Genomic DNA, 20529 nt, shown 5'->3' with positions numbered 1-20529 from the left:
TCAGTGTCCGCCTTTCGCAGATATAGAATTCAATCTCCAGGATTCAATGGATTCGGCTAATCGGGCTATCGTCTGCTGCTCCAAAAAAACTTCAAGTCTAAGTGTCACGCAAAGCTGTTCACATAGATGTGCATGTAAGGAAGCTGCCAGCAGCGAGTTGCCTCCCAGTTCATAATAGTTATCGTTGATTCCGATCGGGGCCACCCCCAGATACAGCTCCCAAGCTGCAACCAGCTCCCGTTCAACCTCTGTTCTTGGTGCGATGTATCCACCCAGCTGCTCTGGCCGCAAGTTGACGGGTTCCACCATGGGCTGAAGCGGTCCCGTAGTATCCAGTGCAGAATCATCACGCTCCACCCAGCAGCGTGTTCTTTCAAATGGATAGGCAGGCAATTCAATGCGGCGGCGGCGCTCCCCTTGATAATAAGCCTTCCAATTGACGGGGTAGCCTTCCATCCAGACTTTGCCGAGAAGAAGGTAAACGCTCTTCCATTCTGTGGTTCCATGACTCCCCGAAGATTCAGCGAGATTCATATCCAGCACCAGCCGATCGTTCTCATTCCTACTGCTGGTCTGTACTGAGGCTCCGTCTTCCAGGGCATCCGTGAGATACGCTGTCCAATAATCACTACTGCTCCACTCTGCATGAGTCATCTGGCTCCTCCCCGGAGGTGCTGCAAGCGGAACTTTCATCGGTCCCGTTCTCATACTGGAGACGCGTTGCCGGTAGCTTCGGACAATGGTATCCTGCGCCTCCCCCGAAGTTGCGAGTGCGGCTGTGTAGGAGCTGCCCAGATACAAAGCATCCTCATGAGTCAGGAGGCCACAGGCATAAGCGGCGGCAAATAAGCCGCTGCCTGTAACTTGGCAGCCCGAGGGATGGATTCCCCAGCTCTCCCAGAGTTTGAATAAGGAGATCTGCACGGTTAAGGCGTATGCGGCTTGTGCCTGCAATGCCTCAACTCCCTTGCTGAACCATTCCTCTGCCAGGTTGTTACCCTGCACGAAGTTGCTGTAGAATACCTTTTCCTCAGCCATCCATTCCCCAAGCTCAGGAGTCTCGAAACTGGATAGATCCGGGAAGTGGAACAAGGGCATGCCCGCAAGCTCAGGGGCATCTTTCTTCCCAGTCTCCCGTTCCATCCACTCTGTCTCCCCTCCACAGCCGTATAGCCAAATGGCCCGGTGCTCAAACAGCTTCCGTCCGGTTTGCAATGTAAAGGCTGCATCTGCTAACAGCTCTTCTGAAGCCGGGCTTAGAAATTGCTGCAAGGAGTGCTTTTTCCTCTTGAGCGCCTCTGCACTTTTGGCGGAGAGTACGAACAATTTGCTGCGCCGCAAGGAAGGTCCCTTCGGCAACGCCGGTGCTTCTTGCAGGATAACATGTGCATTGGTACCTCCAAGCCCGAATGAGCTGACCCCAGCCAGACGCCGTTGATTGGGGCTGCTCCACTCCAGCGGAACTGGATTCAGATAAAACGGGCTCTGGCCGGTCATCAACCTGTCATGTGGTGTATCTGCGTGAATAGCGGGTGGCAGTATTCTCTCTCGCAGGGCCATGACGGTCTTGATTAACCCAACGATACCTGCGGCTGGTCCCGTGTGACCGACGTTAGATTTAACCGAACCCAAAGCACAAAAAGCGTTTTTTTCAGTATGTCTGGCAAATACCTCATGCAGTGCTTCAAGCTCAATCGCATCTCCTAAAGGAGTGCCGGTACCATGAGCTTCTATGTAACTGATGTCCCTGGCGCTTACGTCAGCGTTCATTTGTGCGCGTTCAATAACCTGAATCTGACCTGTGACAGCGGGAGCTGTATATCCGGCTTTGAGGGCTCCGTCATTATTGACGGCAGAACCTTTAATAACAGCATAAATGGTGTCGCCATCCTCAAGGGCATCGCTGTATCGTTTCAGTACGACGCAACCTGCCCCGTCGCTGTATAGGGTTCCAGTAGCCTGCTTATCGAACGCCCTGAGATGCCCATCAGCAGACAACAACCCATTATCTTGATAGTAATAGCCGTTGGTTTGGGGAATGCCAAGTGTCGCCCCTCCGCATATCATCATGTCACTGGAGTAAGTGAGCAGACTCTCACACGCCAAATGTACAGCAACCAGCGAGCTGGAACAGGCAGACTGGACATTCAGCACTGGCCCGGTAAGGCCTAGCTTGTAAGCGGCCATCATCGCCGCATGGTCTTTCTCACTTGCGATCTGCATTTGGAGTTCGGAGGCTGCTCTGTTGCCATTAAGAAGCGGCATTAGGTTGAACATCTGATAATAGTTCGCGTACACACCAGCATACATCCCGATAAGACCCTCATAGGTTCCCGGATCACATCCCGCTGCCTCCAGTGCTTCCCAAGCCATCTCCAGCAGCAGACGATGCTGCGGGTCCATTAAAGACGCCTCTCTGATATTGAAATTAAAGAATGTAGCATCAAAATTCTCAATGTTCCGGATGTTGGTGTTTGTGCAAATAAAGTTGTGCTTTCCCTCCGCAGAAGTAACTTCTACTGTATCCTGTAAGGATGTGTCAGCAACGACCTCTTCGCCAGCCAGAATTAAATTCCAAAATTGGGAAACGGTATCAATTCCAGGCAGACGGATGGAGAGGCCGATAATGGCAATATCCGCCTTATTATCATCATATTCGTGCTCCAATGACATGAGATCACTCCCGTAATATTGCTTATATTCAATATCATTGTAGTATTAAAACTGATTTTGACGAGGGCTTGATATTACCTACTATACTATGAAAATATTTAAATAAATACCATACTTTAGGACTATATAACAATAAAAATTATTATTTTAAATTTAAGTTAAATAATAAAATAGTCTATGTATCAACAGCATTCGACGTCCGATTATGTCGTAATATGCCAGTAGTTAAATAATGCGCAAATTCCGGAAAGTGCTATTAGTATCAATTTAGGTATAGAGTGACTTCAAATTAATATGCTAGAATCGTAGAATCGTATAGCTATCCTGTTTTGAGAACGGACTGCATATTTCGCAAGCTTCACAATAACGAAAACAAATCAAAATCTTCTAAGACAGGTGTTGGATATGTCCAAAATTCTTGCTTTTAAGCTCCCGGAGCAGCTAAGTCTGGAGAGCTATGCTTATTTTACAGCACAGGTAACAGAAGAACGTCGTGCACGGCTCGCCCGGTTTTTCCATAAGGAAGATGCGTATCGTTCTTTATTTGGCGAGATACTGGTGCGTTACATCCTCTGCAGCCAGCTGGGTCAACGGAATGGAAATATTCAATTCGAGGAGAATGCATTCGGCAAACCGGGGGTGTCTGGGCTGCCGGATTTTGAGTATAATGTGTCTCATTCAGGAGATTGGGTGCTGATGATCTGGGGAATGAATGAGGGTTCTCTCGGAGTAGATATTGAGCAGATACGGCCTATAGATATTCAAATAGCGGAGCGGTTTTTTTCTGTGGAGGAGCGAGAGGCGTTACAGGGCAAGTCTGCCGGAGAGCAGCAGGATTTTTTTTATGACTTGTGGACATTGAAGGAAAGCTATGTCAAGGCGATTGGCACCGGGCTGTCCCGGCCACTTGATTCATTTACGGTACAGCAGCGTGAAGATGGCAGCTTTGGTCTGATCACACAAGCAGAATCAATGTACTTACAGACCTATACTATCGCCCCAGACTACAAAGCTGCCGCTTGTTCAAGCTGTTGCACACTGCCGGAAACAGCCACTTTTATTAAGCTCAGTGAGCTCTATAGATCTCTCTATTGAGGTTCACAATGTCTTGGTGCGAATATCCTCCAATAGCTTCAGTTATCATTATGTCAAAATCGTATATTATTTCATATTAAAGGTCTTCCGGCTTTATAAATTTCACCTCTGGATAGCTGTCATTGGGACCCTCAATCAGTTGTCCCCCTTCTCCTTTCAACTGCTTATTAAAGAAATCGAGGACATATTGATTTACGAGGTCTGATCCTCTTTTACCATTTATATCGCCTGTGATTCCAGTCAGTTTGATCAGCTCAGAATAGAATTGAAGGTCCGTGAAATTGAAGTGTTCGGTACCTTCAACATAAACTGCACGCCCTCCCTGATTGATCACATTTTTAATAATGTGCAGCTCTTCTGCAAGTTGTTTAGTGACTTCGTTATCCGGATTGGTATCCTTCTTAAAATCTGTTAACCAGTCTTTAAAGCTTCCCGATCTTATGAACATAAACGGCTTGTTTAGATCATCTCTATGTTCCACTTCGATCAGTGACCCGTCCATATTGACTCCGGCCTTGATTCTAGGATCTACATAAGTAGTATTAAACGCCGTTGCCCCCCCGAAGGAATGCCCCATTACGCCTAGATGATTTAGATCTATTTTTCCTTTAAACTGACTTTCGACTGCACCTGAATTTAGCTTTTCAATTTGGTTGATTACAAACTCCACATCTTTCGTCCATATATCACCAATTCTTCTGCGATCTTCTACGGTAGTCGTCTTGGTTGTATAGTCCGTTACACGGCCATCCGGAAAAATGGTAGCAAAGGTGCTATACGTATGATCGATGGTGACCACGATATACCCATGACTGGCGAGATTCTCGGCCTGTGAAGCATGTAGAACCCGACTGGTTCCCATACCGTGAGATAGCAGTACCACAGGATAAGGACTTGTAGAAGGCAATATTTCTACATTTTCATAAGAGTTGGTTTTACTATACTTCCAGTAATCGAATACAAAGTCTGGTAGGTTTAATGAATTAGAATAGGTCTGGATATACTTTTTGAACATTTCTTTATCTTTTGGAAAAAGAGCTTCACTCTTCTTGTTACTGCTATTTGCAGTAGGGTACCACACTTGAACCATTAGTTCCCTCTTATCGCTAGGATCTTCAGTTAAGATTTCATCTCTGTTCTGATCTGTAAAATGAAAGGTTTGAGTACCCACCTTCTCCGGACCTTCAAGCTTCGGCAAATGAAAGACTGGCAAGTATACAGACAAGCCGGTAGATATAACAAGCAGAATGACGATGATGGAAGATGAACTATATTTCAACAGCTTCCCTGCTTTTATATTCCCTATATTCCCCATCTTGCCTAAATGCCTGAGTATAACGATGAGTATGAGTAACACCGTCATCATGTATACCAAAAGCAACTGCCATCTGTATCCCTCTACAAATAATTGAACTACCAATATAACGCTGCTTCCTATTCCCAAAACCAGTCCTGTTGTCTTTGCCCCTCTTCTGATAAACAATAGATCTGCGAGTAGCGCGAAACAGGATAGAACTAAAAGTATCTCAAATATTCTCATTTGACACCCTCTCTTTCTACTTCTCCTTTTGCTAAGATGTAAGCTTAACCAATGAAAGTGTACTCCCCGTGACGTCAATATGAACTGAATATGAACGGACAAAAGAAATGAAACAAAAGCTAAAAACCCTCAGGACGCTAGGATCTCGTTCCTGAGGGTTCATCCATTGTATAATGTCTAATGAGCCATTATAAGGGAGGCTGCACCAATAACAGCTTCCCAAGCCGGATCACCGTTTGATCATACCAATCCGGATGCTGCCGGATATGCTCACTGCTCCGTTCATTGCCGGATGCCTCGAACACAGCCGCTTTGTCTGTCTTGCCGGTATCGACTTCGAAGCGGACCGTATGCTGCCCGTTCGGGAGCTCCGGCAGGAATACATACTGATTCCGGTTATGATCGTTGTATAGTGTGAAGCGATCGACAATAAAGGGTTCTCCGCCATCCACCGTCACCTTCAATCTGCCGGAATCAGGTCCTCCGATATCGAATAATCCGATACGGGTGCCCTCGAACTGCACCGTGACCGCCTCTCCAGGATCGGCTGCCCGCCACAGGCCGGGAAACAACCAGCTGTACTCGCGAGCTAGAGCAGAATCACCCGGTGTCAGATATGACCATCCTGCAGAAAAAGTAGTCAAACTATCCAGTGGCAGCATGGTCGCATACTCCCAAGGATTAGCGGGGACCAGCGGATTCTGAGGCAGGTGATGTACGAACCTTCCCGGCTGATCTTGTAGCTCTCTAATGAGCTCAAAGGACCGGGTGATCGTATCCGTGTAAATCTGGTGTCCTTCGGGAATGGTCGGATGGATCGAATCATGTGTGAAAATAACGGCTCCGGAAATAGATACGTCTTCTCTGGAGGTGAATATGAGTTGACCCTTCGACACCAGATGACTGACCGCTACGCCCAGATGAATCGAAGGAATACCATAATAGTCAGCCACTTCCTCTTGCATCAGAGCCCCCTTCTGGTATTCCCCGGCCTGAAATAAGGCCACATCCCGCTCCTTCAGCGTATACACGAACAGGATATCGGTAAACCGGCTCCGCTTGCGGATCTGACGGACAATCCCCTCGATCCGCGCCTTGGATTCGGGATCTCCGCCATCGTTACCGACAAATTCAACAAATACCAGATCAGGCTTGTGACGCAGTACATCTGTCTCCACACGGGCACAGCCGAGATCCGATCCTGTCCCGTTAATGCCTGCATTCACCGTGCGGATATCTGCCTGAGGATATTGCTCACGCAGCCAGTCTGCCGTCATGACCCTGTATCCTTCCGAACGCGTATTGCTGCCACCGAAATAGACGATGGTTACGGTATCCCCATTTTCCAGCTTCTGAATTACATTAGGCAGCCCTCTTCGGGGGAATGCTTCCTTCATCTCGACTTCACCTGACCTCACTTATCGTTTTTAGGAGCAAAGCATTTCACAGCAAATACTTCAAAATAAGGCGAACCATACGTTGCATAGAAATCGAAGCGGATTCGGGTGACGCCTTTGGCCTCCACCTTATGTTTATTCAAGGTGAGATAATTCCCCCGGGTGATGATGGTCCGCTCGCTTCCGTCTTCTAAGGTTAAGGTCATAACATAATCTTGGATAAGCGACTGGATCGGATCGTCGAAATGCTCCAGATCAAGCTGCGAATTGAACACAAGCTGGATTTCGTCCAGACTTTTGGGGCTGGCCCAACTGAATTCCAGCCATTCGTGTCCTTCCGTACGTTCAGAGATCCAGCTGTTCGGCAGACCATAAGGTCTGGAGAAGCCGTTGACGACATTCCCGGGATTGTACATATCCTGGGCGGGCAACAGATCCTTGAAGCAGATGCTCTTGTTGAATTTCTTCAGTCTGGACGGCTCTTCCGGTCTATAATAGAAGCTGACCGCTCCGGTCACTTTCTCTTCATTGCCATATACGGCAAGGCCCGCCGTACCTTCCAATACGATGTAGATTTTGTCGTCAGCCGGTTTCTTGCAGCCGAGGTCCAGCGTAATCCAGTCGTCATGACCGGCTGCAATCGCCAACCGGTAGTCTTTCAACTCGCTGTTGGGAATATAATTCTCCTTCCGGTCCCCGCCAAGCAGCTTCACATGCAGTGTTTCCGGATGCCCGGACTTATTTTTAATTCTGATCTGTACGCTGTCAGCCGCGGCTGTCTGAACCGGCAAGACCAGACATAACCCGGTCTCCAAGGAGATCTCTTCGGTGGGATGAAGATTGTCATAGCTGCGCTGAGACGAGGCCCGAATCGTTAATCCGTCCGCTAAGTAAGGGTCCAATTCCTCTTGCAGTCCTACAATGGTCTGCCCGTCCCGGAGCAGCAGCGCCTGCAGCTCCCCCATATGATCCTCAGCTATGGCCGCAGGGTCTATCTCATATTTCAGGCATAACGAAGCAGCCGTTCCAACCGCCTGACCCATACAACCGCAGGTTGCCATTACTCTGGTCGATCCGAAGGCCACATGGGTAGCACTTATATTGCGGCCGGCGAACATAAGATTAGGAATATTCCGTGAATATAAGCTGCGAAAAGGGATATTGTATAGTCCCGGCACGAAATTCCAGGCTGTAGCCGGTCCCTCATCATAGATGCCCTTATTCGCATGTAAATCCATATACCATCCGCCGACGGATACAGCATCTTCGAAATGCGGCTTTGCCGTAAGATCGTTCTGGGACAGCATGTGATCACCAATAAACCGCCTTGACTCCCGCTTTCCCGGAATCGGGCATACATAATCCAGGATGAGAGAGTCTACATCATCGAATTCGCCGCTGTTTTTGATATAGTCCCAAATTCCGTACACCAATTTCCGCAGCTCCAAGGCGATGTCTTCATTATCCTTGATAACATCCAGATGCCCGCCGTATTCCAGCCACCACAAGCCGCCAAGCCCGTTGATTTTTCTGGGAAAAGCCCGGTGGTTCAAGCCTTTTCGGATACTATCGAAAAAAGCCAGCTTCGTAATATCATACGCAAAGCCAGGCCTCTGGTAGGGAACAGAATATCCTACGTCACGGGCTTGAAACAGGATCGTATCGCCCATGGTGTAATGGTCCGCCACTTCAGGCGCCAATTCTTCCCCGTATTCATGCTTCGCCTCTCTCCCCCGCCGGAAGAGCGCCCCTGCCTGATATCCGACAATTCCATCTCCCGAACAATCAATATAGGTCCGGCTTTGGAAACGGAATTTCCGCTCCGAAGCTAATTGAAGGCCATCCACCCACTTAATTCTGCCGTTCTCCATGCCCGTGTCATGCATGCTTGTATTCAGGAATAGAGAAATGTTAGCCTCACCATAGACCATGTCAAGCAAGACCGTATCCGATAGCGACAGCATTAGCTTCTTGTTGTACAACGGATTGTAGTGGAAAATCTTCAGTTTGAGTTCCTCTACCAATCCGCCCTCGCGTGCATAATAGGATGGACTTTTCCCGAGATAGGCCGACCCGTTGATATGAACCCTGACCTCGCTGCTCGCATTCCCCCCAAGAACCGGGCGGTCATTAATTAGGGAGACCTGCAGCCCTTGGCGTGCGGCAGCGATGGCAGCGCAGATCCCGGCAATCCCTCCGCCTATGACAGTTACATCTGCTTTAATAAGCTCCATTTTGATAACCTCCATGATTAGATCCTGCTCTCATGGTAAGCTTTTTGAAGAGCTTTTTTTTACATGATTTCACGAAAAAATTATACAATTGTTGCAATGTTATCTGGATTCATACCGCGTCATTTTTATCCGGTATTGCTTAGGCGTATCCCCGGTGTATTCTTTGAATAATTTGCAGAAATAACCTTCGTTCACAATCCCTACTTCCTCGCACAATTCCAATATTGAATAATCCTGAACATTTAACAGCTCAAGAGCTACATGGATTTTTTTACGATTGATGTAGCTGATAACGCCTTCGTTCATTGTTTTTTTGAATAAGCTGCTGAAATACGATGGGGCTAAATTCACTTCCTCGGCAATCGCCTCAAGCGTTAATCTCTGTTTCAGGTTTTGCTCTATAAACCGGATAGCACTCATGATCTCTACTCGATGTAAAAGCTGGCCGGCATGTACATATTCATAGGTGAAGTCACCAATATAGGCAAGCTGCTCCCGGAAAGACATACATTCTATGGGAAACTCCGCTACTTCCGTGGTCAGCTTGTTCCCTGATTTAAATTTCACAGTAATGTCTCTGTACAAGTCCCGCAGCATAGGCGCCATGATGGATTTATGGATTTTATGGTCTGTAACCCACTGGTTCAGCTCCGCAAAGGCTTGCTCCAGCTCTTCCTTGGAGACCTTTCTTTTCACCCCGGCCAGAAATTCAGCCAGCTTCTGCTGAAATTCCTCTTTTCTGTCATTCTGGTATTGGAAGCGATGCATAGGTGTTTGTACGGCCTTCTCCGTATGATAATAGAAATCGTCACTCACATGGTGTGCTTCCGTGTACGCTTGTTTGATAGATTCCCAGCCCCGGTGCGGCCCTCCGAAGGCGACAGATACCCTTTGATTCAAATATTGGTCCAAATGGGAGACGATCTGTCCCCCTAATGCCTGGCAATCATATTCCGTCTCCAGATCACTGCGATTATTCTCCCAGGACAGGAAGCCAATAAAACGGTTATCGGATAGATCCGCAGCTACACCACTGCCGCCATTCATCACCGTTTCTTCGATGATATTCGTAATCGCATATCTCAAGATGTTCTGATCAGAAGCTGAATACGCGTTCCGGAAGCTCTCATACCGATTCATTTCGACAATGAAGCAGCGATAGTTGGCTTGAAAGAAATGAAACTGCATGCGGTTGGCAAAATCCGATGCCCGGTGCGAAGGAATTTCGCCCCTGATCAGCTCGTTGAAAAATTGCTTGCGGACTCTATATTTATTTTCCAGCACGGATACGTTTAACGATTGAAATTCCGCTTCTTTTTTCTTAACCTCATTTAGAATTCCGGCCGCCTTATCCAAAGCCCGGTTCAAATCGGCTTCCCTGAGCGGAACCTTAACAATGTATTCCAGTACGTTGGCTTGAATCGCTCTCTGGGCGTATTCAAAGGATGAATAAGCGGTCAAAAGAATGAACTGGGTCCGGGGAAGCATGGGCTTCAGCTGCTCAATCATGGAAATCCCGTCCATTCGCGGCATAACAATATCAGAGATCACGATATCCGGCTTAAGCTTTACGATCTCCTCCAGCCCCTCCAGCCCGTTACTCGCTTTGCCCACCAGATGAAATCGCCTGTCCCTAAGGGAAAGCTCATGAAAAAACAATTCCAGTCTCTGAATGATTAGATCCTCATCGTCAACAATGAAGCAGGTGTAGTCTCTCACAATGATGCATCTCCTTTAAACAAGCCTGCCGGGAATAAGGCCTGAACACGGGTAATTTCCTTGGGTATGCTTATGATTTGGAGTCCGAACTGTTCTCCGTAGTGCAGTCTGATCCGGTCATGAATATTGTTTAATCCGATTCTTTTCCGTTTCACTTCCACATCACTGGGTTCTGAGATTAGAACATGCTGGAGCTTATCGCTTGGAATACCCTCGCCTTGATCAACGACTTCTATGATGACCCTGCCGCGCTCCCTGTAAGCGTGAATAGTAATAGGGCCTTCGATCCCCCCTCCGTTATAACCATGGAAGATGCTATTCTCTACAAGCGGCTGCAGCAGCATTCTGAAAACAGGAAAGTCTATTAACCCTGCTTCAATATCTTCAATTAATTGGAAGTTTCGGTTATAGCGGATGTTCTGGATCGCGATATAGTCCGATACATTTTGCAGTTCCTGACGCAGTGAGACCTTCTCCGAAGCGTCAGCTATCCCGTATTCCAGGATTGAAATCAGAGACTCGATCACCACATCTACTTTCTCGATTTGTCCGAGCCGGATGACATTGCTGATAGAACCCAGCGTGTTATACAGAAAATGAGGGTTGATTTGAGACTGCAGCACTTGAATTTCTAGCTTGCGTTCCAGTTCATTGTGAAGCTCTGCTCCCCGGATCAGCTCCACAATCTGCTGCAGCATACGGTCGAAGGCCCGGGAGAGATCTCCAAACTCATCGTTCCGGTTAATAGATATCGTAGTTGTCAGAAGGCCTTGCTCCACCCGCTTCATTTTTGTTTTGAGTGCATAGAGCGGGGTCCTTATATATTTGGCAATGACGAAGGATACGAACAGGCTTAAGAGAAAACCTGCGGCCAGAAGCTCGATATAATAGGTTTCCAATCTGGACAAAGCCGCTTTCAGGCGAGATTCATCGTTGATCGAGAGGATGGTCCAGTTGAATTTCTCCGTCGGTTTCTTCAGAAGGGAGACGGGAATCCCCTCCCTCGTATGCAATTGAAGGCTTGATTCTGCAGTATCCAGAATTTGTTCCGCTGACGTTTCACCGATGGAGAACGTATGGTCCTGAATATTCAGAGGGCCCTTATTTTCCGAGAATCCGGCAATGATTTTGCCCGATGCGGTGATTAGAGCCAAATTCATTTGTTCTTGCCGATTAATCTTGAACAGGGTTTCTTCAATGGCATTGAGATCCAGATCTACCGCAATGGCTATAGGAAACGGAGCGCCGTTCAGATATCGGACCATTGTCACTGTCCAGCCGGAGTACTTGGATTTGTAAGGGTCGCTGACAAAGGTAGTCCTTCTGTCCTTGTCAGCCGCAGCAAACAACGGTTCTCTTTCCGCTAAAGGTTCATCGAATATCCGGGTAGGTGTGCTTCCGCCTAGAATGGATAAATCGCTTTTGATCAGATATATATTACTGACGTAATTACTGTTAAGTTCATACAGCACTCTTAATTGCTTTTTAATCACATCCGTATTGTTAATGTTGGCCTTCACCGATGATTCGACCGAGAACAGGATCGTCTGGAAGGAGGAGAAATTAACGGTGAAATACTGGTCTATCTTGTCAAGAATCTGGTTGGTGTAATACACATCCGTGGTTCTTATTTCCTTCTGGACATAACGGTAAGACAACTGGCTGATCAAGATGATGCAGCTTAACACAAAGGCAAACACGATTAAAAACAATTTCAAAGGCAAGCTGATTCTTCTTCGCATGGATCATCTTCCTTCTGCATCTGTATTGAACAAATCATAGCATATGACAACAAAGAGAGGGGCTAAGGTTAGCCGCTCTCTTCGTTTGATTTTACTTGATTAAGCCTGCTTCTTTGAATTGTTTGATTACAGATTCCTTATATCTCTGCATGTCAAACTTGGTCTCCAGTGTATCGAGGAAATTATCCCAGTTCGACAGAGGTTCTTTGCCAGTCATGAATTTGACCAGGCTCTCATTAATGTAACGCTGGCGGTCGGCTGCCAATGAATCATTCGGGTCTTCAGTCAATAGATTCCCGGGCAAGGTAGCCGCCACATATTGCTGGTTGTTCTCAAAAGCTTCTGCCGTCTTGGGATTCTGGAAGCTGAAGTACTCCGCATCATCCCCGCGGCGCGGCATTCTATAATGATCGACCCATAGGTACTTTTCTTTCATATCCTTCGATAATTCGGAGGTTTTATTTTTGATCTTGCCGTCCACCACATCCCAATGAATCCCTTTGATCCCGTATGCAAAATTCGGATAGGCTTCCTGGTCCGTGAAGAAATAATTCAGCATGGACAAGATGCGGATGATTTTCTCCTTATCCGCTTTTTTGGAGATGGCCCATGAATTGCCCTGGAACGATTTTCTCTCTACAATCTGATCACCATAAGGACCTGTCATTGGAGGAATCACGATCCATTCCGGCACCTCTCCGCTGATTTCTTTCATTTTCTGCTGATAATCCGGTTCCAGCCTGCGGGCGTCTCTGATCATGAAGCCGACTTTCCCCTTAAATAGCTTTTGGTCGAGCAAATCGGGCGTGTTCATCGTCACCCAATCCGGATCTACAACCTTGGCTTCCATCATTTTATGGATATAGGCGAGCGCTTCTTTCATTTTGGGGTCGGTAAACAGGAACACCGGTTCATTGTCCTTCACATCAATGGCTGATGGCGGATTGACGCCGAACATCCACATCAGGCTATCGAAGCCGTAGGTTTGCAGATTGCCTTCTTTATTCATACCGCCTATGAAGCCGTACGTATCGTTTTTGCCGTTACCGTCCGGGTCCTTCTCTGTAAAGGCTTTCATAACTTCAAAGAGCTCGTCAGGTGTCGTGGGCACTTCCATATTCAGCTTGGTCAGCCAGTCCTGGCGGATGAAGTAGCTTCGGCTGATCCCGTTCACATTATCATAACCGGGAACCCCAATGGTTTGTCCCTGATAGGACACCGCCTCCCAGGAGTCGCTGCTGAACCGTTTCTTCAATTCAGGGAATTGATCCAGATACGGTGTCAGATCCGCAAGAACACCTTGATCATAATATTGCGCGAGATCCGCCCGGCTTTTCAAGAAAATCAGATCCGGAATATCTCCGCCGGCAATGAGCGTATTTAATTTAGTCGTTGCTTGCCCGGATTGAGGAATCATCATTTCCAGGTCGATGTTGACGGCTTTCTCCAGCATTTGACGCTGGATATCTTCTTCACGGGGAGGAATCGGAGCAGCAGCATTGAACGTCCCCTGGTTGAACATCGAGATTTTTAGTTTAGTTTTAAAGGGACTCGACGGGTCTTGTGAATTACCTGGAGCTGTCGATGTATCCTCTTTAGCTTCCCCACATCCAGACAACACCGTTCCCACCCCGACCATTGCTGCCAGAATAGCCAATGAAATCGCTTTACGTTGCATAATGACCTCTCCTTTGCTTCTATATTATCACGGTTTCCCCGTAACAACTCCGGTTGAAATGCTTTTTAACCTTTGACCGACCCCAAGAGTACACCTTTGGTGAAATGCTTTTGCATAAAGGGGTAGACGATTAAGATCGGGACGGTAGTCACAACAACTGCAGCCATTTGCACTGCGAACGTACTCACCGCTCCGGAATTGGCAAGCGAATCAGCACTTTGGGTGGCGACGTTAAGCAGGATGTTACGCAAGATGACTTGAAGCGGCATCAGGCTCGAATCATTGATATACACAATAGCATCGAAGTAACTGTTCCAATGCCCGACTGCGTAGAATAAGGAGATGGTGGACAGGACGGGCAAGGACAGGGGTAAAATGATCCGCCATAACGACTGAAGCTCACTTGCCCCGTCTACCCTCGCTGATTCCTCGATTTCTGCGGGCAATTGCTCGAAAAATCCTTTGATGATGACCAGATTAAAGGCACTGATGAGCTGTGGAATGATCAGTACCCATGGACTGTTCAGCAATCCCAGCGAGCGGACTAATAAATAAGTCGGAATTAATCCTCCCCCGAACATCATCGTGAAGACAATGAATAGCAGGAATGGGCTTCGCCCCGGCAAATATTTTTTGGATAAGGGATACGCTGCAATTACCGTAAAAAACACATTCAGCAAAGTGCCTACAATCGTCCGGAATAAGGTGATTTTATAGGCCTGCCCGATGCCATGAGAGATGAATACTTCTTTGTAGGCTAGAAAGGTAAAGGTCTCTGGTATAATCACAATTCCTCTTCTTAGCACTTCCGATTCCGGGGTCACTGAGACTGCAACCACATATAGAAAGGGGAGTAAGCACAGCAGGGATAGCAGAATCAGAATAAAATAAACGACGGCTTGCCAGACTTTTTCCCCGATTGTTAAATTGATCATTTCGATCACCCCCTCACCAGATTTGCCCGTCGAATTTTTTGGCGATCTTATTCGCCGTCAGCACTAAAATAAATCCGATGACCGCTTTAAACAATCCTACAGCCGTAGCCAGGCCAATCTTAAGCCGCTCAAGCCCTTCCCGGTATACCCAGGTGTCGATAATGTCGATCTTCTCCTGATTGAAGCTGTTGGCAAACATGAATATCTGGTCAAAACCAGCATCCAGGATATGGCTTAACTTCAGGATCAGCATCAGAATCATAACTCCCCGAATGCCGGGAAGGGTTACATGCCAGAGCTGTCTCGATTTGGAAGCGCCATCCATTCTAGCCGCTTCATATAGACTTGGATCGATTCCCGCTAATGCGGCAAGGTACAATATTGCTCCCCAGCCAATATCCTTCCATATTTCAGATAAGATAATCAGCAGTCTGCCCCAGGCAGGTTCTGTCAGGAAGGAGATAGGCTCCACTCCAGCTTCCTTCAAAATCATGTTAAACAGACCATCCCCCGGGGCTAATAAAGCCACCATCATTCCATACACAATGACCCATGACAGAAAATGGGGTAAATACGTGATCGTTTGGACGATTTTCTTAAACCATTGGGTATACACTTCGTTAAGCAGCAAAGCCAGAATGATAGGAGCGGAGAAACCGAACAACAGCTTATAGAGCGATATGATAATCGTGTTTCTCATGATGTCCCAGAAATAAACGCCGTTCATAAAGTCTGTGAAATTCCTAAATCCCACCCACGGGCTATCCCATAGTCCTAAAGCCAGGTTATAGTTCTTAAAAGCAATCACGATTCCCGCCATAGGAATGTATTTGAATACGGCAAAATAAATTAATGCCGGGAACAAGAGCGCGTACATCACTTTATACTTTTTTATCGTCCTTATCCATGAGTTCCGCTTTTTGGAGAGGGGAATGGCGTCCGCTGCCAATTTCGCTTGCATTTCATCACCTCGTCTCTATTTATAGTTGTATAGTAGCACCCCCTACCCGGACAAATTTCTGTGATTTCAAGAATTTCTTATAAGATATTAATCTGAATTATGAATGAAGGCTGATTACGAAAAAACCCTCAGGACGCTAGAATCGCGTTCCTGAGGGTTCATACATTGTATATTACTTCAAGCTAAACCGCGCCGAAATCTTTTTCTAAGTTCTCTACAACTAGCTTCATCCCGTTAGGCTCTGTCCTAAGAGTATCCGTTGTGATCTTTAACACACACCACAAATGAATGATCAAATGGAATCAACATTAGGCTGGGCCGCTTCTTGCTCCTCCAGCAGCCGTTTCAGCTTTTGGCGTTGGCGCTTTTCCCGTTGACGGCGCTCTTTGTCCTCCTCCTTGAGCGCTTTAAGCAGGGAGAAGCACATGCCGATCAGAACAATGGCAAAAGGCAGCGCAGCTACAATGGAAGCGGTCTGAAGCCCGCCTAATCCGCCGCTAATCAGCAGCACTACAGCGATGGAGGATTGCAGAATTCCCCAGGTTAATTTGACTCTTGCGCTAGGGTTCAGCTTGCCGTCTGAGGTCAGCATGCCCAGTACAAAGGTAGCCGAATCGGCTGATGTAATGAAGAAGATCATAATCAGGATCGTAGCTATTAACGATACAAGGGTGCCTAAGGGCAATTGCTCCAGCATGACGAAAAGGGCGGTGGTCGTATCTCCTTTAACGGCTTCAGCCAGCTGGACACCGTCGAACAGCTCCATTTGCATGCCCGTTCCGCCAAATACCGAAAACCAGACGAATCCGAACAGACTCGGTACAATCAGCACGCAAATGACAAACTCCTTAATGGTTCTTCCCTTGGATACCCTCGCGATAAACGTTCCGACAAAGGGTGCCCAGGCAATCCACCAGGCCCAATAGAATAATGTCCACGCCCCGACCCAGGTTCCCTTGGAAAAAGGCGTTAGCCTCAAGCTCATATTGACGATGTTTTGCAGATAACTGCCTAATGTGGTTGTAAAGGTATCAAAGATAAACGAGGTTGGACCCGTTATCCATACGAACAGCATCAAAAGAACGGCGATCACCAGGTTGGTGTTGCTGAGGATTTTGATTCCCTTGTCCAAGCCGCTGGTAGCGGAGATGAGGAACAGCACGGTCACTACCGCAATAATTGCAATCTGAGCGGCTACGGTGTTCGGAAGTCCGAATAAATAATGCAGACCTCCGTTAATCTGCAGAGCCCCGAGACCCAGCGAAGTCGCTACCCCAAATATAGTGGCAATCACCGCCAAAATATCAATGGCCTTGCCCAGCCAGCCGGATACCAGCCGCTCCCCGAGTAGAGGAATAAACGCTGAGCTGATCAAGCCTTTGTACCCTTTGCGGAACTGGAAATAAGCAAGTGTCAATCCGATGACGGCATAGATGGCCCATGGGTGCAGTCCCCAATGGAAAAAAGAATAGCGCATGGAGATCCGTGCAGCTTCTGTCGTCCCTCCCGCTACGCCCTCCGGCGGAGATAAATAATGGGACAGCGGTTCAGCCACTCCCCAGTAGACAAGCCCGATCCCCATTCCTGCGCTGAATAGCATCGACAGCCAGGAGACTGTGGAATATTCCGGTTCATCGTCATCGTCACCCAGCCGGATACTGCCAAACCTGCTGAAGGCCAAATAAAAAGTGAAGATCAAGAAAAACAGAGTCGCCAGCAAATAGAACCAGCCGAAATTATGAATGGAAAAAGTGTACGCGGCATTAGCGGTACTGGCCATCTGGTCAGGCGCCACTGCTCCCCATATTGCAAAAATCGCTACGATAGTAATTGAGATGATAAAAACCATTAAATGAACCTCCATGAGTAGTGTATGTATACAAAATAAACAAAAAAAGCCTCAGGAACGCATAAAAGGCTTCCTGAGGGTCCATCCATTGTACTTTTCCGTCAGGGTCCTGCTCAGTTCTGTCTGTTCTCCACCGATTTCATACGGTTCTGGTCGTCAGGCACCCGGTCATGACTGAATTCCTGACCTGCTTCTACTTCCCCGTCTTCGGATACAGCCCGGGCAAAGGTAGTGAACTGTCTCTTCTCCTCGTCCTGCTCATGCTTCAGCTTCAAAAGCTCCTTCGGGTCCTGAGTTGTCATCACGCTAACCTCCTGAGAAATCTATTCATGCTGTTTATCTGCACTATAGAAGTTTTTCCATACTATCGGGGTGCTTATGCACGAAGATTGGAGAATGCGCTCTACTCCTTCACTTTTATTAGCACTCCGTCCCTATTCTCATAGCTCCTCTTTTCATTTTTGTCGATCTTGTTCATAATCTCTTCTTCCAGGTTAATCCCCAGAATCTCCGCCAGTCCAATCAGGTAGATGGCAACGTCAGCCAACTCTTCACCGAGGTCGTCTTTCTTCTTCCGGTAAGCATCGCAGGCCTCAGACAGTTCGCCGTGGGTCAGGCAGAATTCCTGATAAATATCTGTGATATTGAACCCCTTTTCCAGCTTGTTCTGATACACTCTCTTCTGGAGTTGTACTAAATCAATCACTGTGATCACTCCTATCTTCTGTCTTATTGAACTAACTTATTGAACTAATCCCATATGCTTGCGCAAATGCACTAACATCATGGGCTGGATTCGCTGGGCTTCGGCGATATTCTCATACAGAAGGTGGCTCTTGCCTGCCTGGGTAAACGACTCACGTAAGGCTGCGATCCTTCCTTTTTTGAGATCAAGGAACTGGAAGTCCACCTGCTTCAGATGCTCCATTGCGGTCAAAGGCTCTAACTCCTTCGCGGTCACAGCTGCTGAAATCTCTCTTAGCTGTAACATTTCAAGCTTCGTTGCGGTCCATAAAGGATCAATATCCTCCAGGGATTTCATCTGATCGAGTTCAAGCTGTATGAGCCCCGGCATATTCGAAAAGTCACACAAAGCCGCAAGCTTCGGCAAGGATAAGTGCAGGTATGTAAGATTGCTCATGGACTCCAAAGCACCCACCTCCGTTAAGTTACGGATAGCCGCCAGACTCAGCATGGGGACTGTAGAATTTGCAAGCGCCTCCAGTGATCCTTTCAAGATGGAGTCATGAATGAAGAGGCACAGTAGCTTTGGCAACCGGCGCACAAATTCCAGCTCATGAATCGTAGTCCGCAAGATTAAGGTATCCAGGCTGGAAGCATCGCCTATCGGCGTTAAGTCCTGAAATGGTCCATGGACCGAGAGATATTGCAGCTGCTTGAAGCTTGCGAGAAAGCTTAGGTCAATCGGCTTTTTGGCCGAAATGGATAAAAACTGAAGCCGCGCTAACTTGCCAAGCACACTCAGATCCACACTATGAAACAGATTCAACTCTAAGGCTGTGATGTGCTGTAGTTCCGCTAAAGTCTGCAGCAATTCCTCCGGATAGCGCACTTTCCCGTCCACTTGGCTAATTGACAAGACCAGATCCGGGCGTTCGGCAAATACATGCTGATCTAATTCCTGCAGATCATGGAGCTTGTCCACATCGATGACATACGAAATAAGCGCCCGTTCGCGCAATTGCTTCACCGCTGTACTCATTTTACTTTTGGTCCAAGGTGCGCCGTTCATAGAACTAGTCCATACTCCCATTCCCGTGATCCCCCGTTCGTTTGGATATGAAAAGTCCCGCCTGTTTGTGGCAGACGGGATTTTGACTAAGCCATGCTTATAGAGCGACAGCCTTATAACTTGCGCACCACGTAGATGAGATTCATCCCACAATCAAGCGTGCCAGGTAATTTGGTGAACGCAATTTCTTGTTCGACAATCAGCTTCCAGAATTCCTGGTCCTCCCGGGCATTCTCCAAGGCAGCGTCTCCAGCTTGCGTATATAGTCCAGCGGAGCTTCTCTCCAGAATATTAACCGGAAACTGGGCAAATAAAGCATCTAATTCAGCGCTTCTCATCATATGGACGTAATGCTTGCTCGGAACGGGATAATGCTCTTCGTCTTGTATCCCTGTGTTCATGATCCACTTGGTAGCTTCAATGCCGAACTGGTCTTTCTCATAACGGATGCCGTCCAGATAATACATGGAAGAGCCGATGAAGCTCATGGAACCCAGAATCAGTATCCCGTCCGGCTTCATTACTCTTAGCAGCTCCCGGATTCCATCCGTCTCTTTGTCCAAGAGATAATTAATTACACCGCCGATACATACCACAGTGTCGAATGAAGCATCTTCAAACACGCTCATATCCAGCACATCTAGTACATGGTACGCCTTGATTCTGTCCGCCAGGGACAGCTCTTGCATTTTGGATTGATTGAATTCAATCTGATGGCTGGACAGGTCAGCAACGGTCAATTCTGAACACATGGTCACGAGGTCCTTAGTATACCTGCCTGAACCTGCACCAATCTCCAGCACGGTATCTGTAGGCTTAGTGTAACGCTGAAGAATATCCAGATGCACCTGATACAAAAGCTCGCCTGGCCCATCCTTCGTAAGCCGTGTCCATTCACGGTCACCATAGGTGTCATACCGGGTTCTCGGGATTTCGGGGTTGTAGCTCATGAA

General features: G+C 47.4%; 15 protein-coding genes. 1 reads left to right on the top strand and 14 read right to left on the bottom strand.

Features of this window, described 5'->3' with window-relative positions:
- A complete protein-coding gene (locus NST43_RS14835; protein ID WP_339225093.1) occupies positions 1-2673 on the bottom strand; it encodes a beta-ketoacyl synthase N-terminal-like domain-containing protein in 2673 nt (890 codons plus the stop codon).
- 405 nt (positions 2674-3078) lie between these two features.
- Between NST43_RS14835 and NST43_RS14830 the strand changes: the two genes are divergently transcribed.
- Positions 3079-3768, top strand: coding sequence for a 4'-phosphopantetheinyl transferase superfamily protein (locus NST43_RS14830; RefSeq protein WP_339225092.1), 690 nt, complete (start codon positions 3079-3081; stop codon positions 3766-3768).
- A gap of 76 nt (positions 3769-3844) precedes the next feature.
- On the opposite strand, the gene NST43_RS14825 is transcribed toward NST43_RS14830, so the two are convergent.
- From NST43_RS14825 to NST43_RS14765, 13 genes are all read right to left on the bottom strand, one after another.
- Complete coding sequence (locus NST43_RS14825) at positions 3845-5308, bottom strand: alpha/beta fold hydrolase (RefSeq protein ID WP_339225091.1); 1464 nt, start codon at positions 5306-5308, stop codon at positions 3845-3847.
- Positions 5309-5496: 188 nt separating this feature from the next.
- Positions 5497-6705, bottom strand: a complete 1209-nt coding sequence (locus NST43_RS14820) for a GDSL-type esterase/lipase family protein (protein ID WP_339225090.1) — start codon at positions 6703-6705, stop codon at positions 5497-5499.
- 17 nt (positions 6706-6722) lie between these two features.
- A complete protein-coding gene (locus NST43_RS14815; protein ID WP_339225089.1) occupies positions 6723-8939 on the bottom strand; it encodes an FAD-dependent oxidoreductase in 2217 nt (738 codons plus the stop codon).
- A gap of 99 nt (positions 8940-9038) precedes the next feature.
- Positions 9039-10658, bottom strand: coding sequence for a response regulator (locus tag NST43_RS14810; protein ID WP_339225088.1), 1620 nt, complete (start codon positions 10656-10658; stop codon positions 9039-9041).
- Complete coding sequence (locus NST43_RS14805) at positions 10655-12376, bottom strand: histidine kinase (RefSeq protein WP_339225087.1); 1722 nt, start codon at positions 12374-12376, stop codon at positions 10655-10657. Before NST43_RS14805 ends, NST43_RS14810 begins: the two co-directional genes overlap by 4 nt.
- Before the next feature lie 115 nt (positions 12377-12491).
- On the bottom strand, positions 12492-14078 hold the full coding sequence (locus NST43_RS14800; RefSeq protein ID WP_339225086.1) for an extracellular solute-binding protein: 1587 nt from the start codon (positions 14076-14078) through the stop codon (positions 12492-12494).
- Between the two features lie 65 nt (positions 14079-14143).
- Positions 14144-15013, bottom strand: a complete 870-nt coding sequence (locus tag NST43_RS14795; RefSeq protein WP_173137617.1) for a carbohydrate ABC transporter permease — start codon at positions 15011-15013, stop codon at positions 14144-14146.
- A 13-nt stretch (positions 15014-15026) separates the two neighbouring features.
- Entirely contained in the window at positions 15027-15974 is a 948-nt protein-coding gene (locus NST43_RS14790) for an ABC transporter permease subunit (protein ID WP_339225085.1), read from the bottom strand.
- Between the two features lie 292 nt (positions 15975-16266).
- Entirely contained in the window at positions 16267-17823 is a 1557-nt protein-coding gene (locus NST43_RS14785) for a BCCT family transporter (protein ID WP_339225084.1), read from the bottom strand.
- A 113-nt stretch (positions 17824-17936) separates the two neighbouring features.
- The gene (locus NST43_RS14780) at positions 17937-18125 is read right to left on the bottom strand and encodes a hypothetical protein (RefSeq protein ID WP_209994753.1); all 189 of its coding nucleotides are present in this window, start codon (positions 18123-18125) and stop codon (positions 17937-17939) included.
- Between the two features lie 101 nt (positions 18126-18226).
- Positions 18227-18529 (bottom strand): MazG-like family protein, encoded by a 303-nt coding sequence (locus NST43_RS14775; RefSeq protein ID WP_339225083.1) that lies wholly within the window; start codon positions 18527-18529, stop codon positions 18227-18229.
- A 36-nt stretch (positions 18530-18565) separates the two neighbouring features.
- Positions 18566-19597: a hypothetical protein gene (locus NST43_RS14770; RefSeq protein ID WP_339225082.1), complete on the bottom strand. Its 1032-nt coding sequence runs from the start codon at positions 19595-19597 to the stop codon at positions 18566-18568.
- Positions 19598-19689: 92 nt separating this feature from the next.
- Positions 19690-20526, bottom strand: coding sequence for a class I SAM-dependent methyltransferase (locus tag NST43_RS14765; protein WP_339225081.1), 837 nt, complete (start codon positions 20524-20526; stop codon positions 19690-19692).
- Between the last annotated feature and the right edge of the window lie 3 nt (positions 20527-20529).

The organism is Paenibacillus sp. FSL H8-0332, assembly GCF_037963835.1.
GTDB lineage: Bacteria > Bacillota > Bacilli > Paenibacillales > Paenibacillaceae > Paenibacillus_AQ > Paenibacillus_AQ rhizoplanae.
This window is presented reverse-complemented; position numbering and strand designations above follow the sequence as displayed.

Excerpts from the sequence above, each read along its gene's own strand:
- NST43_RS14830 (WP_339225092.1), top strand. The coding sequence starts at position 3,079 with ATGTCCAAAATTCTTGCTTTTAAGCTCCCGGAGCAGCTAAGTCTGGAG.
- NST43_RS14800 (WP_339225086.1), bottom strand. The coding sequence starts at position 14,078 with ATGCAACGTAAAGCGATTTCATTGGCTATTCTGGCAGCAATGGTCGGG.
- NST43_RS14780 (WP_209994753.1), bottom strand. The coding sequence starts at position 18,125 with ATGACAACTCAGGACCCGAAGGAGCTTTTGAAGCTGAAGCATGAGCAG.
- NST43_RS14785 (WP_339225084.1), bottom strand. The coding sequence starts at position 17,823 with ATGGTTTTTATCATCTCAATTACTATCGTAGCGATTTTTGCAATATGG.
- NST43_RS14825 (WP_339225091.1), bottom strand. The coding sequence starts at position 5,308 with ATGAGAATATTTGAGATACTTTTAGTTCTATCCTGTTTCGCGCTACTC.
- NST43_RS14765 (WP_339225081.1), bottom strand. The coding sequence starts at position 20,526 with ATGAGCTACAACCCCGAAATCCCGAGAACCCGGTATGACACCTATGGT.
- NST43_RS14795 (WP_173137617.1), bottom strand. The coding sequence starts at position 15,013 with ATGATCAATTTAACAATCGGGGAAAAAGTCTGGCAAGCCGTCGTTTAT.
- NST43_RS14770 (WP_339225082.1), bottom strand. The coding sequence starts at position 19,597 with ATGGGAGTATGGACTAGTTCTATGAACGGCGCACCTTGGACCAAAAGT.
- NST43_RS14835 (WP_339225093.1), bottom strand. The coding sequence starts at position 2,673 with ATGTCATTGGAGCACGAATATGATGATAATAAGGCGGATATTGCCATT.
- NST43_RS14815 (WP_339225089.1), bottom strand. The coding sequence starts at position 8,939 with ATGGAGCTTATTAAAGCAGATGTAACTGTCATAGGCGGAGGGATTGCC.
- NST43_RS14820 (WP_339225090.1), bottom strand. The coding sequence starts at position 6,705 with ATGAAGGAAGCATTCCCCCGAAGAGGGCTGCCTAATGTAATTCAGAAG.
- NST43_RS14790 (WP_339225085.1), bottom strand. The coding sequence starts at position 15,974 with ATGCAAGCGAAATTGGCAGCGGACGCCATTCCCCTCTCCAAAAAGCGG.